This window comes from Gammaproteobacteria bacterium, from assembly GCA_013697705.1.
Lineage (GTDB): Bacteria > Pseudomonadota > Gammaproteobacteria > UBA6002 > UBA6002 > UBA6002.
In genome coordinates, this window is sequence record JACCWJ010000004.1 from 125,178 (window position 1) to 139,727 (window position 14,550).

At 41.1% G+C, this 14,550-nt stretch carries 16 protein-coding genes; 3 read left to right on the forward strand and 13 right to left on the reverse strand.

From position 1 onward, the window contains the following. Positions 1-3 precede the first annotated feature (3 nt). The 11 genes from hslU to dprA all read right to left on the reverse strand — a co-directional run bounded on the left by hslU (position 4) and on the right by dprA (position 11,628). Entirely contained in the window at positions 4-1,323 is a 1,320-nt protein-coding gene (gene hslU / locus H0U71_01210) for an ATP-dependent protease ATPase subunit HslU (protein ID MBA2653670.1), read from the reverse strand. 55 nt (positions 1,324-1,378) lie between these two features. Further along, a complete protein-coding gene (hslV, locus tag H0U71_01215; protein ID MBA2653671.1) occupies positions 1,379-1,945 on the reverse strand; it encodes an ATP-dependent protease subunit HslV in 567 nt (188 codons plus the stop codon). 43 nt (positions 1,946-1,988) lie between these two features. Further along, positions 1,989-2,609, reverse strand: coding sequence for an SPOR domain-containing protein (locus H0U71_01220; protein MBA2653672.1), 621 nt, complete (start codon positions 2,607-2,609; stop codon positions 1,989-1,991). Between the two features lie 96 nt (positions 2,610-2,705). Beyond that, on the reverse strand, positions 2,706-3,911 hold the full coding sequence (locus H0U71_01225) for a DUF945 family protein (protein ID MBA2653673.1): 1,206 nt from the start codon (positions 3,909-3,911) through the stop codon (positions 2,706-2,708). Between the two features lie 23 nt (positions 3,912-3,934). Next, a complete protein-coding gene (locus H0U71_01230; GenBank protein MBA2653674.1) occupies positions 3,935-5,710 on the reverse strand; it encodes an arginine--tRNA ligase in 1,776 nt (591 codons plus the stop codon). A gap of 25 nt (positions 5,711-5,735) precedes the next feature. Continuing rightward, positions 5,736-6,587, reverse strand: a complete 852-nt coding sequence (gene hemF / locus H0U71_01235; GenBank protein MBA2653675.1) for an oxygen-dependent coproporphyrinogen oxidase — start codon at positions 6,585-6,587, stop codon at positions 5,736-5,738. A gap of 79 nt (positions 6,588-6,666) precedes the next feature. Continuing rightward, positions 6,667-7,224, reverse strand: coding sequence for a threonylcarbamoyl-AMP synthase (locus H0U71_01240; GenBank protein ID MBA2653676.1), 558 nt, complete (start codon positions 7,222-7,224; stop codon positions 6,667-6,669). Between the two features lie 49 nt (positions 7,225-7,273). Beyond that, the gene (gene purE / locus H0U71_01245; GenBank protein ID MBA2653677.1) at positions 7,274-7,771 is read right to left on the reverse strand and encodes a 5-(carboxyamino)imidazole ribonucleotide mutase; all 498 of its coding nucleotides are present in this window, start codon (positions 7,769-7,771) and stop codon (positions 7,274-7,276) included. A gap of 9 nt (positions 7,772-7,780) precedes the next feature. After that, positions 7,781-10,066, reverse strand: coding sequence for a type I DNA topoisomerase (gene topA, locus H0U71_01250; protein MBA2653678.1), 2,286 nt, complete (start codon positions 10,064-10,066; stop codon positions 7,781-7,783). Then, positions 10,067-10,540 (reverse strand): DUF494 domain-containing protein, encoded by a 474-nt coding sequence (locus H0U71_01255; GenBank protein ID MBA2653679.1) that lies wholly within the window; start codon positions 10,538-10,540, stop codon positions 10,067-10,069. Continuing rightward, positions 10,540-11,628 (reverse strand): DNA-protecting protein DprA, encoded by a 1,089-nt coding sequence (dprA, locus tag H0U71_01260; protein ID MBA2653680.1) that lies wholly within the window; start codon positions 11,626-11,628, stop codon positions 10,540-10,542. The genes H0U71_01255 and dprA overlap by 1 nt, the downstream gene beginning before the upstream one ends. A gap of 149 nt (positions 11,629-11,777) precedes the next feature. Here dprA and def point away from each other — a divergent pair, with 149 nt between their 5' ends. The 3 genes from def to gmhB are packed head-to-tail and all read left to right on the forward strand — an operon-like array spanning position 11,778 to position 13,792. Continuing rightward, positions 11,778-12,308 carry a peptide deformylase gene (def, locus tag H0U71_01265; GenBank protein ID MBA2653681.1) on the forward strand — a complete coding sequence of 177 codons (531 nt, stop codon included), beginning with the start codon at positions 11,778-11,780 and terminating at the stop codon, positions 12,306-12,308. Then, positions 12,309-13,271 (forward strand): methionyl-tRNA formyltransferase, encoded by a 963-nt coding sequence (locus H0U71_01270; GenBank protein ID MBA2653682.1) that lies wholly within the window; start codon positions 12,309-12,311, stop codon positions 13,269-13,271. It begins immediately after the preceding gene. Further along, positions 13,265-13,792 (forward strand): D-glycero-beta-D-manno-heptose 1,7-bisphosphate 7-phosphatase, encoded by a 528-nt coding sequence (gene gmhB, locus H0U71_01275; GenBank protein MBA2653683.1) that lies wholly within the window; start codon positions 13,265-13,267, stop codon positions 13,790-13,792. The genes H0U71_01270 and gmhB overlap by 7 nt, the downstream gene beginning before the upstream one ends. Here gmhB and H0U71_01280 read toward each other — a convergent pair. After that, complete coding sequence (locus tag H0U71_01280) at positions 13,784-14,068, reverse strand: acylphosphatase (protein MBA2653684.1); 285 nt, start codon at positions 14,066-14,068, stop codon at positions 13,784-13,786. The genes gmhB and H0U71_01280 overlap by 9 nt on opposite strands. 11 nt (positions 14,069-14,079) lie before the next feature. After that, entirely contained in the window at positions 14,080-14,547 is a 468-nt protein-coding gene (locus H0U71_01285) for a TlpA family protein disulfide reductase (protein ID MBA2653685.1), read from the reverse strand. Positions 14,548-14,550: the final 3 nt, after the last annotated feature.

Below are 14,550 nucleotides of genomic sequence, written 5' to 3' on the forward strand. Positions count from 1 at the left end.
TGCTTAAAGAATATACCTGCTTAAATCTTCGTCTTTTACTAAATGTGCGAGTTGTTTGTTTACATATTTCTTGTCGATCGCCACTTTAGTTCCCGCTTTATCAGGGGCTTCAAAAGAAATTTTCTCAAGTAATTTTTCCATAATGGTGTGCAATCTTCTGGCGCCAATATTTTCAGTACGCTCATTAACCTGATAAGCAATTTCAGCAATGCGTTTGATACCGTCAGGTGTAAACTTAATTTCCACCCCTTCAGTGCCGAGCAGGGCAATATATTGCTCAGTAAGTGATGCATTAGGTTCGGTTAAGATACGAATAAAATCTTCTGCAGAAAGTGCATTTAATTCAACGCGAATGGGCAGCCTGCCTTGCAATTCTGGAATTAAATCGGAGGGCTTAGCTAAATGAAAAGCGCCGGATGCAATAAACAAAATATGATCTGTTTTGAGCATGCCGTATTTGGTAAATACAGTGCTACCTTCAATAATAGGTAATAAATCGCGTTGCACCCCTTCTCGCGAAATATCGCCGCCGCCACCATATTCTCCGCGCTTAACAATTTTGTCCAATTCATCGATAAACACGATACCGTTTTGTTCAACACTGTTAAGTGCGCGGCTGCGAATATCATCTTCATTGATGAGCTTATTTGCTTCATCTTCCGTCAACTGTTTTAAAGCGTCTTTTATTTTCATCTTACGAGACTTGGTTCTGTCGCCTGCAATGTTTTGAAAAAGATTTTGTAACTGACTCGTCATCTCTTCCATGCCAGGAGGTGCCATTATCTCCACGCCAACACTCGAACTTGAAACGTCAACTTCAATGTCTTGGTTATCAAGTTCTCCCTCGCGTAACTTTTTTCTAAATGTTTGTTTTGCCGTTGACTCCTGCTCTTCTACATCGAAACGGGGTCCTCGTGCGCGAGGTAAAAGAATTTCTAATATACGTTCTTCCGCGGCTTCTCCTGCACGTTGTTTTACTTTAGTAATTTCTACTTCGCGGGTCATTTTTACTGCAATATCGACTAAGTCACGGATGATAGCTTCTACGTCGCGCCCCACATAGCCGACTTCAGTAAATTTAGTCGCCTCGACTTTAATAAAGGGTGCTTTTGCAAGCTTTGCTAAGCGTCTTGCGATTTCAGTTTTACCTACCCCCGTGGGCCCAATCATTAATATGTTTTTAGGGGTAATTTCTCTTGCGAGCTCATCGTCAAGTTGCATTCGGCGCCATCTATTACGCAGTGCATTTGCAACGGCGCATTTAGCTTTATCTTGTCCGATAATAAATTTATCTAATTCATGGACAATCTCTTTTGGGGTCATAATGGAATTTAATTCATCATTAGGCATTTGTTATCTCTGTCTGGGATTAAAATGATTAAGCATTTAACTCTTCAATTGTTAAATTTTGATTAGTGTAAACACAGATATTGGCTGCAATTTCTAAGCCTTTGGTTACAATTTCTCTAGCACTTAGTGTCGTGTTTTCGAGTAAAGCTCTTGCAGCTGATTGGGCATAGGGACCACCAGAGCCGATGGCCATGATGCTATTCTCTGGTTCAATCACGTCGCCGTTACCGGTGATAATTAAAGATACATTTTTATCGGCCACGGCTAATAAGGCTTCAAGACGGCGCAACATCTTGTCAGTTCGCCAATCTTTGGCTAGCTCAACTGCAGAGCGCATTAAATTTCCAGAGTGTTTCTCTAATTTGGCTTCAAATAATTCAAATAAGGTAAAGGCATCTGCAGTGCCGCCCGCAAATCCTGCAATTACCTTATCTCCGTAAAGACGTCTTACTTTTCTGGCATTGCCCTTCATGACAATCGCCTTACCCAAGGTGACTTGACCATCACCTCCAATCGCTACTTTACCGTCTCTGCGTACGGATAATATGGTAGTGCCTCTAAATTGTTCCAATACCCTATCCTCATTTGATCTCATAGAATACTACTTATGGGGGCGTAATATTCTATTTTCAAGCGAGTTAGGAGTTGTTTAGTGTGCAGAGAATAGAATTATCCTTTAATTGTTTTTGTACCTTAGTGGCTTCTGTCTTCGAAGCAAAGGGGCCTACAACAACCTTAAAACAATGGTCTTTTGGATTCTTTGCGATATCAACTTGATCAATTCCAAGCAATATTAATTGAGCCTTAAGTTGGTCAGCCTCGGAAAAATTTTTAAATTTACCCATATCTAGGCTATACGTCGGAATTTGGATTTTCTCTTCTGCTTGCCCCTTCGGCAGACTTGAGTTTTCATCTTGCGATGAAAGTAAGTTATAAAACTCATATTGTGGATTTTTAGCCGAATGGCGATCTTCCTCTTGCAAGGGCGCGTTAGCGTGTGTTTTTTCTTTAGGGTGGGAGGACGCGGCGATAGGATGTGGATGTTTCGGCGGATGTTTTATTTCTTCTGTTACAGTGGTTAATTTTAAGGTGGATTCGGGTAATGTTTTAGTCTCGCTCGAGTGATATTTGATATAGAAAATGCCTGAAATAAGCAAGCCTATAAGGATACCGCTTACCAGCCATCCAATCGGCGCGGTATTGGGCTTAGCTTTGCGGGGCTTTTGGTAAGATTTTCTTCTACTCTTATTTTTACTCATTATATTTTCACTTAAATAGATGTTTAATTATAAAATTTGTAACTGTTCAGCAATATGGACGTTCTTGCCCAGTTCTAAATTGATGCTGAATAATTGCTAAAATTGGCAATTAATCAAAAAATATTCTCCTGAAGTTTGTAGCCAACCTTTCTTTCGCCACTCTGCCATAAATTCATCTCCATGCAAAAAATGAAAATAAGAATTAGTTAGAAAGGAATTGGCGACGTCTGTCGGTACTTGTCCCTTTATATTACCCGTTAGTTTCGAAAACAAACTTGATAGATTACACGCATTATTATTGCAAGGGCAGGTGATGCATCCTTGGACATTGATGGGACCTTTAAGCGTATTAAGATGGATATTATTTATTTTAAGTTCAGCACCTTTATTTAATAATTCCATGAAATCATGTTGATACATCAACATTTGTGACGGTGTTTGGAGTGAAGAAAATTGATTATGTTGTAACAATGCTAATTCACTAGGTTTAAGCTGATTCAATTCAATTGAAATTTTTTGCGCACCATAGTCAAGCTTGTTTACCAATAAAGCAGCCATATCGAGATCAATTTTTGTATCGTAATGTTCATGATGCAATGCATTGGTGATTTTGTAATTGAAAGCGTGAAAGTTATATACGGTGTTGCCTTGGAGCCATTTTAGCTCGCCAAAATGATAAACTTGCTTGCCTGTCCAAAGACCACTTTGATTTTTGGTAAGATCAATTGTGGCATTAAACTTCGATATTTCTCTTGCAGAGTCGATATTGGCGAAAATATGATTAAATCTAATATTAGAAGTCAAATTCATATCATGGGAGTCAATGACAATGTCACCTTTGAGACCCTTGAGGGAATAGAGAAGCTTGTTGTTATGGATTAGAGCATATTCATCTAATGCGAGCTCAGTAGAGAGAGTTCGGTTTAGCGTTAAAGTGGTTTTTGCAAAGTGAGTTTTTTGGTCCACGTAAGAGTCAATATATATCCACGCCAATTTAATTCGAGGATATCCCTTCGTGAAAATAATAGGGCCATGATAAATACGTTGAGAAATGACCACGGATTCCTCATGATTATTCGTATTATTAGCCTGATCAGCCAATGGAAAATGACTAGCAATAATTACATCAGAAAAAAACCATGAACGCTTATATTCAAGCAGCTGAGCAGAGAGGTTTAAGTTTTGGAAAATGGGTTTGAATGCTTTGTTGTAATTTTGTTTAAATATAACTCCAATTAAAAAAGGAGTTAATAATAACAAAAGAAACAACACCACAATTAAGCCGGAAATTTTTTTGTTCATCTGCAAAGTCCTTGATATTGCATTTACATGATTTCAGGAGCTGATACGCCTAAAATCTTTAAGCTATTTCCAATTACCACTTTAACAGCAACAATCAAACACATGCGGGCATTACGCAATTCTTTTTCTTCGACAATAAATTTGCAAGCATTATAGTAGGTGTGAAAATAAGTCGCTAATTCCTGCAAATAATGGACCAAAATATGCGGTTCATAATTTACTGCAGAGGCCTCAATAATTTCAGGAAATTGACTCAAAATGCGTAATAAATTTTTTTCATAATCGGAGGTAAGTAAGTGGCGATTTTCTAAGCCCATGTTCATGTCTAATTGAAGGTTAAGATGATCAAGTTGGCGTTCAACGCTACAAATCCGAGCAAAAGCATACTGAATATAATAAACAGGGTTTTCATTGGATTTAGATTTTGCGAGTTCTAAATCAAAATCAAGATGCTGGTCACATTTTCGCATTACATAAAAGAATCTTGCTGCATCATTGCCCACTTCTTCTCGTAGCTCCCGCAACGTGACAAATGTGCCTCCTCGTGTGGACATTGAAACTTTTTGTTTGCCTCTATATAAAATAGCAAATTGTATTAACAATACTTGCACTTTGTTTTCATCTTCGCCTGCAGCCTTGAGAAACGCTTTGATGCGTGGGGCATAGCCATGATGATCGGCGCCAAATAGATCCAGAATCAGATCAAATTTTCTTTCATATTTATTTAGATGATAGCCAACATCTGAGGCGAAATAGGTTGATTGACCATTTTCGCGTATAACGACACGGTCTTTTTCGTCTCCATAAGAGGTGGCTTGAAACCAAGTGGCGCCATCACGTTCATAAACACTATCTGTTTTTTGTAATCTCTCTAGCCCGCGCGTAATATCCCCGTTGGTTTGTAAACTTTTTTCAGAGAACCACTCTTGAAAAGTCACGCCAAATTGTGCCAAATCCTCACGAATATCGTTCAGAATCGCCTTTAGACCGTCTTTTAAAATAAGCTCATAATTTTCTTCCCCCAGCAATGATTTGGCTCGAGATATCAATGCGTCAATGTAAATTTCTTTATCACCGCCAGTCCCATCTTCTTTTTGGTCATCGGGTAAATTAGAAAAGATATCAGTGAGTGGGCGACAAAATTTTTCGAGAAAATTAACTTTCAGCTCTTTAGCAATATCCATAATATAGTCGCCTTTATAGGCATTGCTAGGAAACGGGAAGGAGTGACCAAATAATTCTAGGTAACGCAACCAAATACTGACGGTGAGAATCTGCATTTGTCTGCCCGCATCATTTACGTAATATTCGCGATGCACTTTATAGCCAATTGCTTCCAACAAATTTGCCACCGTGGCTCCATAGGCTGCATGTCTGCCATGGCCGACATGCAACGGTCCGGTAGGATTAGCTGAAACAAATTCAATTATCACTGTTTTGTTGTTGCCAATTGAAGCATGGCCGTAAATTCCATCGGCTTTTAATATGTCAGTCACGATCGTTTGTAAGGCGCTTTCAGTTAAATGAAAATTAATGAAACCGGGTCCTGCAATTTCAATTTTCTCTAAATCAGCCGATTTGGGAATATAATTCACTAATTCTTCTGCAAGGTGCCGAGGGTTTTTTTTCAAAGGTTTTGCTAATATCATGGCAATGTTGCTAGCGTAGTCGCCATGTTTTTGATCACGAGTGCGTTCGATGTGTATTTTAGGTAAGCTTTCTTCTTCGTAATCAAAATCTCCCGTGAGAAAATAGTGATTTAAAGCAGATTTAATCAAACATTCTATTTTTGCTTTCATGACTCATCTCTTATTTTAGTGATTCCTAGCCTTGGTTTAGCCAATCTTGGGGCCGCAAATATTTTTCGTAAAGTTCTGCTTCTTTTGTTCCAGGGGTTGGTTGCCAATTGTAATTCCATGCAACTAAAGGCGGTAAGGAAATTAAAATGGATTCGATCCTCCCTCCCGATTGTAAACCAAATAATGTTCCACGGTCATACACTAAATTAAATTCTACGTAACGTCCTCGGCGATAACATTGGAAATTTCGTTCTCGTTCACCATAGGGTAGGTGTTTGCGGCGGGATACTATAGGGGAATAGGCTTCTATAAAATGATCGCCCACACTTTTTAAAAAAGAGAAGCAAGTGGCGAAATCCCATTGATTTAAGTCATCGAAAAAAATTCCGCCAATTCCTCGAGGTTCATTTCTATGCTTAATGAAAAAATATTTGTCAGCCCATTCTTTGTATTTTGCATGGAGCTCCTTACCGTAAGGATCACAGGCTTTTTTAGCTACTTGGTGCCAATGAATGCAATCCTCCTCAAAACCATAGTAGGGGGTTAAATCAAAGCCACCCCCAAACCACCAAACGGGTTCACTGGATTCACTAACGCTTACAAATAAGCGTAAATTTGCGTGACATGTGGGTATGAAGGGATTCAGGGGGTGGACGATTACCGAAAGTCCCACCGCTTGGAAGGGAGCATTTTTTAACAAAGGACGATTACTCGTCGCCGTAGCGGGCAGCTCGTCTCCCCACACATGTGAAAAATTTACGCCCGCTTTTTCAAATATCGCTCCATTGGAAAAGCTGCGCGTCTTGCCCCCTCCCCCTTCCGGTCGTTGCCATTCGTCTTCTTGTTTTATTATTAAGGAGTCGTGAGTTTCAAGCATTTGCGAAATTTTATTCTGCAAATCTAACAGATAATCGTTCACTGGTCCGACGATACGTTGGAAGGAGTTGTCAGAGAAATTACTCACGGATAACTAAACCCGTAATGACATCACGAATGGAAGTCGTTTTATTTAATCCTCCCACTTCACCTTTAAGAATAAAAGGTATTTTGTCATTAAAATAAATGGCCACTTCTTTATAGTTTCGAGCCGGCGTGCTGCCTGTTAAATTCGCACTAGTGGATACGATGGGTTTTTGAAATCCTTCACATAATGCTTGTGCGAGTGGATGATTAGAAAATCTAATGGCTATGGTGTTATGTTCTCCCCTAATCCACTCTGGGGCTTTACGACTAGCGGGAAAAACCCAGGTAATTGGTCCTGGCCAAGTACGATTTACTGTTTGATGTTGGAGATTTGATAGAGGCTCAATTAAATCTTCGATCTGATTCCAATGACTTGCTATTAAAATCAATCCTTTACGTACATCTCGGTTTTTCAATTGGAGTAACCGCAGCACAGTTTCTTCATTAAAAGCGGTGCACCCAAGTCCATAAACACCTTCTGTCGGGTAGGCGATTATTTCATCCTGTGCTAGGTAATCTATAGCAAGTTGCAAGTCTTCACTAATAATCAAAACCACCTCGAATAACAAAAAGTCGGAAGGACGGATGAGGACAGAAGAATCAACCTATGCTGAGCGATTCATTCTTGGCCATAATATCAGCCGCATTCTGGTCTCTTTCTTTTCTAAGCTGAGCCGCAAGTTCTGGGTCGGACAGTGCAAGAATTTGGGCAGCCAAATAACCCGCATTTTTAGCACCGGGTTTGCCAATGGCAACGCAGGCCACCGGTATTCCACCTGGCATTTGAACGGTGGATAATAATGCATCCAACCCATTCAAGCTGCCGCCATCCATTGGCACACCAATGACAGGTTTTAGGGTGTGGGCAGCGATAGTACCTGCTAAATGTGCGGCTAAACCAGCTGCTGCGATAAAAACAGCGCAGCCTCTTGCTTCAGCGTCATGAATGTATTGTTGCGTCATCTGGGGAGTGCGATGGGCAGAGGCAATTTTTACCTCAAAAGGAATATGAAATTTTTTAAGGATCTCGACGGTGTTTTGCATGGTCGCAGAATCAGAATCAGATCCCATTAAAATAGCAACAAAGGGGATAGCCATACTTATACCCTATTCGTTATAAGGTTCCGAATAGCCGCACTCTTTTTGAGGGCAGACTTTTTCAGTCCCTTTTCGTTTGGTAGTTTTAATCGTTAATATTTCCCAATGACATTTGGGGCATGGACCTGGAAGAGGCTCATTCCAAACGGCATATTTACATTTAGGATAGGTGGAGCAAGAAAAAAAGTATTTCCCATACCGACTTTTACGCTTTAATAAATGACCCTCATGACAAAGGGGGCAACTAACGCCTGTGTCGGCCGGTTTTTCCAAAGGTTCCATATGTTTACAGTCTGGATAATTGCTACATCCAATAAACTTTCCATAGCGACCAAATTTTATGACTAAATGCGAATGACAATCAGGGCATTCACGGCCTTCGACTTTTTCTGCTTCCGCTTGCGATTCCTTGGTATCTTCAAGACCACGGGTATAATCACATTCGGGAAAACCCGAGCAGCCAATGAAACGACCCCGTTTTCCGAGGCGCTTAGATAACGGTTTCTGACACTTAGGACATTCTTCGTCAATAGCTTCTTGAGTGACATCTTTTCTTTTAACGGTTTCTTCGGTTACGTCCACCTTTTCTTTAAAGGGTACCCAGAAATGTTTCAACATAGGTATCCAATCTTTCTCGCCTCGCGAGATCTCATCTAACTCATCTTCCATTGTCGCGGTAAAGTCATAGTCCACGTATTGGGTGAAATATCGCGTTAAAAATTGATTTACTATGCGACCCACATCAGTAGGTTTAAATCTTTTTTGATCAAGAATGACATATTCTCGATTTTTAATGGTGTAGATTATGTTGGCGTAAGTAGACGGTCGGCCGATGCCAAACTCTTCAAGCACCTTTACTAAGCTGGCTTCTGTATATCGAGGTGGAGGCTCAGTAAAATGTTGTAAGGGAGTAATTTTCTCAAGATCAATTATCTCACCTTGCTCCAAATGAGGAAGTAGTTTTTCATCTCCATCGTCTTTCTTAGCATCATCAATACCTTCTTGGTAAACCATGATGAATCCAGGGTCAGCAATGGTTGAGCCATTAGCTCGGAAACGGTTGCCTTCACCCGCGCCAAGGTCAACAGCAACCGTGTCAATAGTTGCATGCACCATTTGAGAGGCTATGGTTCTCTTCCAAATCAGATCATAAAGTTTAAATTGTTCATCAGACAGATAAGATTTAATGTCTTCGGGTAGATGGTGGACGGAGGTAGGTCTAATTCCTTCATGCGCTTCTTGTGCGTTTTTGGCCTTGGTATGATATTCCCGAGGCGTATCAGGCAGGTTGTCTTTACCATACCGACTTTCTATCAGTTGTCGGATTTCTGTTATCGCCTCCCCTGCCAAATTAACAGAATCGGTTCTCATATACGTAATAAGGCCCACTGATCCTTCGTCACCTAGTTCAACACCTTCATAGAGCTGCTGGGCAACACGCATTGTTTTGTAGGTCGTGAAACCTAATTTTCTCGCTGCCTCTTGTTGTAATGTTGAAGTGATAAAAGGAGGGGCAGGGTTTCTTTTGCGTTGTTTTTTGTCAATTTTTAAGACTGTAAGTTTGCCCTTTGCCGCTTTTAATAGGGCTTTTTCAATCTTTTGAGCTGTTTTTTCATCCGTAATAGAAAACTGAGTGATCTTTTTCCCATCGTACTCTGCTAACTTTGCTGTAAAGTGCTGTTTTTTTGCAGAGGTAAGTGCTTCAACAGTCCAGTATTCTTTGGTTTCAAAACGCTCGATTTCTTCTTCGCGTTCAACGATGAGTCGAAGCGCTGGGCTTTGAACTCGGCCGGCCGATAACCCCGGACGTATTTTTTTCCAAAGCAAGGGAGAAAGATTGAAACCTACTAGAAAATCGAGTGCTCTTCGAGCTTGTTGAGCATGGACTAGATCCATCGCAATGGCTCGTGGATGGGTCACCGCATCTTTTACAGCAGATTTGGTTATTTCATTAAAGACGACACGATACACAGGCTGAGATTCCAGAATGTGTCTTTCCTTCATGAGCTCAGCTAGATGCCAAGAAATTGCCTCACCTTCGCGATCAGGGTCAGTCGCCAGATAGAGGGCTTTTGCTTTTTTCAAGGCTTTGGCGATGGCGTCTATATGTTTGATATTTTTTTCGACGGTGTCGTACTTCATGGCGAAGTTGTTTGTTGGATCTACTGCCCCTTCTTTCGGAACGAGATCACGCACATGGCCGTAAGAGGCCAACACCGTAAAGTCTTTGCCAAGATATTTTTTAATTGTTTTGGCTTTAGCGGGTGATTCAACAATTAAAAGATTTACTGACATTTAATGTAACCCATACGCCGTGTTTTCCAAGACTAAATTCTCCATACAAGCTAGAGCAGCTTCTTCGTTAGGTTGATTGAATAAGACTAAGAGTGTGACCCATTTCACTTGGGGTAAATCAATCTCTTGCTCCTCAATGGCCATCAACCTATCAATGACAAGCTCTCGAGTAATAGTATTTAGAATCCCTACCTGTTGTAAAAATAGCAGAAAACCTAAGACTTCTGCATTTAATTTATACGTTTCGTAGGAAGTATAAATTCGCAGAGAGGCCGAAGTTGAGATGATAGCGGTATTTTCTTGTACGGTTAGCAATCCCTCTAACCAATCTAACGCTCTATCAATCGTTGAAGAGTTAAAACCCGCCTTTTCAAGTTCAACCATTAGCACATCTTCAGTGAGATGTAACTTGCAATCACTTTGCATATGATTCTCAAACAAATACATTAAAACTTCAAACATGTCTTCTTTCATTAGGATACTCGTCTATAACCACCCGCAGTTGAAGCCACTCTATTTATTAGCTCCAAATCTATCAAAATAGAAGTTACTTTCTGGATGGAAAATTCGCTTCTTATTATTATTATATCAATTTTAGTTGGCTCATAATCAATACACTCTAACAGTTTACGGTGATCATCATCAAGTCTCTTCTCTTCAAAATCGGGGGTTTTAAGCGTCGAATTCGGGGGAATTGGATAAAAACAGCCTAACTCTTCAACGATATCTTCAACAGATTCGACCAGTTTTGCGCCTTGTTTAAGAAGGTAATGACAACCCTTCGCTCTGGGATTTAAGATAGATCCGGGAATGGCAAAAACATCGCGTCCCTGATCTAAAGCATACTGAGCTGTGATAAGGGAGCCGCTTTTTAAGCTGGCCTCTATTACTAGCGTTCCCAGAGAGAGGCCACTGATTAAACGGTTTCTTCGGGGAAAATTGTGCGCTAGTGGCGGTGTGTTGCAACAAAACTCTGAAATTATTAGGCCTCGCTCAACAATTTCTTCAGCCAGTGTAAGATTACTTTGTGGATACACAACATTAATACCAGTCCCTATGACGGCAATGGTACTCCCCCCTTGCAAAGCCCCTTTATGCGCCTGTGTATCTATGCCCACTGCAAGACCGGAAGTAATGACCAGACCTAGGCTGGCTAGTTCGAAAGCTAACTGATGTGCTATTTCCCTGCCATTGGGTGATGAGTTTCTGGACCCTACAATAGCTATTTGAGGATAATCCAGAAGTGGCTTATTTCCATGTGCAAATAAGAGGGGCGGTGGAGACGATATCTCACGGAATAGAGAAGGGTAGTCGTTATCAGCAAGGGTTAAAATGAAGCGGTTATTTTTCTGATTGAGCCATTTTAAATCGTGCTCAACGCTTTTCCAGTCAGGGTTATTCAGATAATTCTGCGTTTGCTGAGGTAATTTAAGCTGATCATGACCATGGTTAAAAAATTCCTCAAGGCAGGGGAAAAGATGAATGATACGGCCAACTATTTTGCCTCCGATAAAAGGAGCTCTGGCCAGCGCTAGTAAATAGGGTAAATTCTTGTCATCCAATTTCATTATCAATTTATATCAAGCTATTCCTTGGTTTACGATACTGGAAAAACTACTACTCTGCTTATTCTGCGGGGGCTTAGATATTGACGATATGATAATTTTCGCCTAAGTTTAGGTTTTTGATGTACCGCGAGAGAGAAATGGCCATTATAGATATATTGCAATACCCCGATTCCCGGCTTGGAATCAAGGCCGACACTGTCGTCGACTTTTCTGATAAAGCATTGCAGCAAGTGATTGATGACATGCTTGAAACACTGCATAACACTGAAAATTGTGCGGGTCTGGCGGCGACCCAACTAAACATCCCTCATCCTAAAAGAATTACCGTCATTTATGATTATAAAGATAAAGAAAACCGAAAGCCGGCCTCTCTTTGCTTAGTTAATCCAGAAATTATTGCGCGGGAAGGGGAGTTTTTAGAGCCGGAAGCCTGTATGTCTGTGCAGGGTGGGGTATATGAAATTGTTCCCGCACGAAGTTTTAAGGTAACTGTTCGCGCGCAAGACCGCTTTGGCAACTTTTTTGAGATAGTAGGGGAAGGCTATATGGCCAAATTGTTGCAACATGAACTCGATCATCTTGATGGCGTCATCTTTATTGATCGGCTTTCGCGTTTGAAACGACAACGTATTGACAAAAAGATTTCAAAATTGATCAAACGGAAAAATAGCTAGATGGCTTTAAAAGTGGTTTTTGCCGGCACTCCCGAGTTTGCCTTGCCTACCTTGCAAGCATTACTTGCGTCCCACGAGATTTGCAGTGTTTATACCAAGCCGGATAGCCCATCAGGACGAGGTTTAAAGCTCACTTTTAGTCCTGTTAAACAATTTGTCATCGACAATTGCCCTTCAATTCCGATTTTGCAGCCCGTGAATCTTAAAGATGCTGACACCCAAAAACAATTAAGTGAATTTCACGCGGATGTTATGATCGTTATCGCCTACGGACTTATCTTACCGCCAGCCGTCCTCTCCCTCTTTAAATATGGTTGTATCAATGTTCATGCATCACTCTTGCCAAAATGGCGTGGTGCGGCGCCTATTCACCGCGCTATTCTAGCCGGTGATTACGAAACGGGAACAACTATCATGCAAATTAACGAAGGTTTAGATACCGGGGATATTCTTCATCGTAGGAAATATCAAATTCGTAGTCGGGATACTACTAAAGACGTTCATGACAGCCTTGCGAAGCTAGGTGCAGAAGCGTTAATCGAAACCTTGGCGCTACTTGAAAATGCTCAACTATCGCCTATTATCCAGGACAATAATTTGGCGACCTATGCAGCGAAGATCGCAAAAGAGGAAGCCGCTATAGATTGGAATACCTCTGTCACTTATATCGATCGTCAAATTAGAGCGTTCAATCCGTGGCCGATTGCTCACACCTATTTAGGTGCCCATCTTTTGAAAATATGGGCGGCTGAAGTCCTTGCTAACTCTGCAACGGATTACCCCAATGGGACCATCATTGCAGCGAGTGAACAAGGAATAGATGTGGTTGCCGCCGAAGGTATAATTCGGCTGCTGAGGGTGCAAATTCCTGGAGGCAAGCCGATGTCGGTTGCCTCTTTTTTAAATTCTCGAAGTAATCTCATCATCCCCGGCACAACCCGCCTCGGATTACCCCCATGCTAGTTATCTTAGACCGAGATGGGGTAATTAATTACGACTCAGAGGATTATATTAAGAGCCCCGAAGAATGGGTTCACATTCCTGGCAGTCTTGAAGCGATAGCTAAATTAAAACAGTCGGGTTTTAAAGTGGTTGTTGCTACCAATCAATCTGGGATTGCGAAGGGACTCTATAGCGAAGCTATTCTTCATGAAATTCATGCAAAAATGGCCCAGGAATTAAAAAGGCTGGGCGTTGAGTTAGACGGTATTTTTTACTGTCCACACAGTCCTCAAGATGAATGTAGCTGCCGCAAGCCTAAACCGGGCATGTTCCTAGCCATTAAAGACCAATTCAATGAAGACTTCAAAGAGTCTATTTGCGTCGGCGATTCATTGAGAGATATCCAAGCCGCTCAGCGTGCAGGGAGTAAATCTGTATTAGTGCTTACGGGAAATGGCGAAAAAACGCTCCAGAAAATAGAAAAATCCACCATTCCAGTTTACAGTGATTTAGCTGAATTCGTCTCAAAGTGGCTAATTTGAATCACAGATAATGAAATCCGCATGCTCTTCCCACGGATGACTTTTTTTATCTACTGCAGTGACATGTGCCTTTGTTGGACCTTCCCATAACCATCTTTCCAGAGTTTGAATGTGGTCTGATTCTCCGCACGCTAAAAGCTCAACACTGCCATCATTTACATTTTTGACCCAGCCGCTGATATTCAACTCTATAGCTTTTTTACGAGCATTATCCCGGAAAAATACCCCTTGAACGGTTCCTGAAACAATAAAGCGACGACATAGTTTAGACATCATAACTCCAACTTCTAATCATACGTAACGGCGGGTAAGCTCATAACAGCCTGGAAATTCTCCAATTTTTGAGGTCCATGAAGAGTATGGCTGAGCTTACCGTGAGGATCGATTATATAAGTAACGGGTAGATCATCTGGTTTGCCTCCCCATTTTTCGATCGGGAAGGAACTTAAGAAGGGATAATTTACTTGGTAACCTTGCGACAAATTCCGCAACACACTGTCGCTAAGATTATCAACATTTACCCCAAGGACGATTACTTTATGTTTATAATATTTAGCCAATTTATTCAATTCGGGAATTTCTTGAATACAGGGGACGCACCAGGTAGCCCAGTAGTTAATGACTATCCATTTTCCGCGATAGTCAGAAATGCGTATTGGGCGACCATAAATATCCAAGGCATCCGGGGTGCAGCCTTCGAAAAAAATCAACATGGAGAGTATGAAAAATACAGAGACAAACTTCCTTGTTCTCATAAT

Excerpts from the sequence above, each read along its gene's own strand:
- hslU (MBA2653670.1), bottom strand. The coding sequence starts at position 1,323 with ATGACCCCAAAAGAGATTGTCCATGAATTAGATAAATTTATTATCGGA.
- hslV (MBA2653671.1), bottom strand. The coding sequence starts at position 1,945 with ATGAGATCAAATGAGGATAGGGTATTGGAACAATTTAGAGGCACTACC.
- H0U71_01220 (MBA2653672.1), bottom strand. The coding sequence starts at position 2,609 with ATGAGTAAAAATAAGAGTAGAAGAAAATCTTACCAAAAGCCCCGCAAA.
- H0U71_01225 (MBA2653673.1), bottom strand. The coding sequence starts at position 3,911 with ATGAACAAAAAAATTTCCGGCTTAATTGTGGTGTTGTTTCTTTTGTTA.
- H0U71_01230 (MBA2653674.1), bottom strand. The coding sequence starts at position 5,710 with ATGAAAGCAAAAATAGAATGTTTGATTAAATCTGCTTTAAATCACTAT.
- hemF (MBA2653675.1), bottom strand. The coding sequence starts at position 6,587 with ATGCTTGAAACTCACGACTCCTTAATAATAAAACAAGAAGACGAATGG.
- purE (MBA2653677.1), bottom strand. The coding sequence starts at position 7,771 with ATGGCTATCCCCTTTGTTGCTATTTTAATGGGATCTGATTCTGATTCT.
- topA (MBA2653678.1), bottom strand. The coding sequence starts at position 10,066 with ATGTCAGTAAATCTTTTAATTGTTGAATCACCCGCTAAAGCCAAAACA.
- H0U71_01255 (MBA2653679.1), bottom strand. The coding sequence starts at position 10,540 with ATGAAAGAAGACATGTTTGAAGTTTTAATGTATTTGTTTGAGAATCAT.
- H0U71_01270 (MBA2653682.1), top strand. The coding sequence starts at position 12,309 with ATGGCTTTAAAAGTGGTTTTTGCCGGCACTCCCGAGTTTGCCTTGCCT.
- gmhB (MBA2653683.1), top strand. The coding sequence starts at position 13,265 with ATGCTAGTTATCTTAGACCGAGATGGGGTAATTAATTACGACTCAGAG.
- H0U71_01280 (MBA2653684.1), bottom strand. The coding sequence starts at position 14,068 with ATGATGTCTAAACTATGTCGTCGCTTTATTGTTTCAGGAACCGTTCAA.
- H0U71_01285 (MBA2653685.1), bottom strand. The coding sequence starts at position 14,547 with ATGAGAACAAGGAAGTTTGTCTCTGTATTTTTCATACTCTCCATGTTG.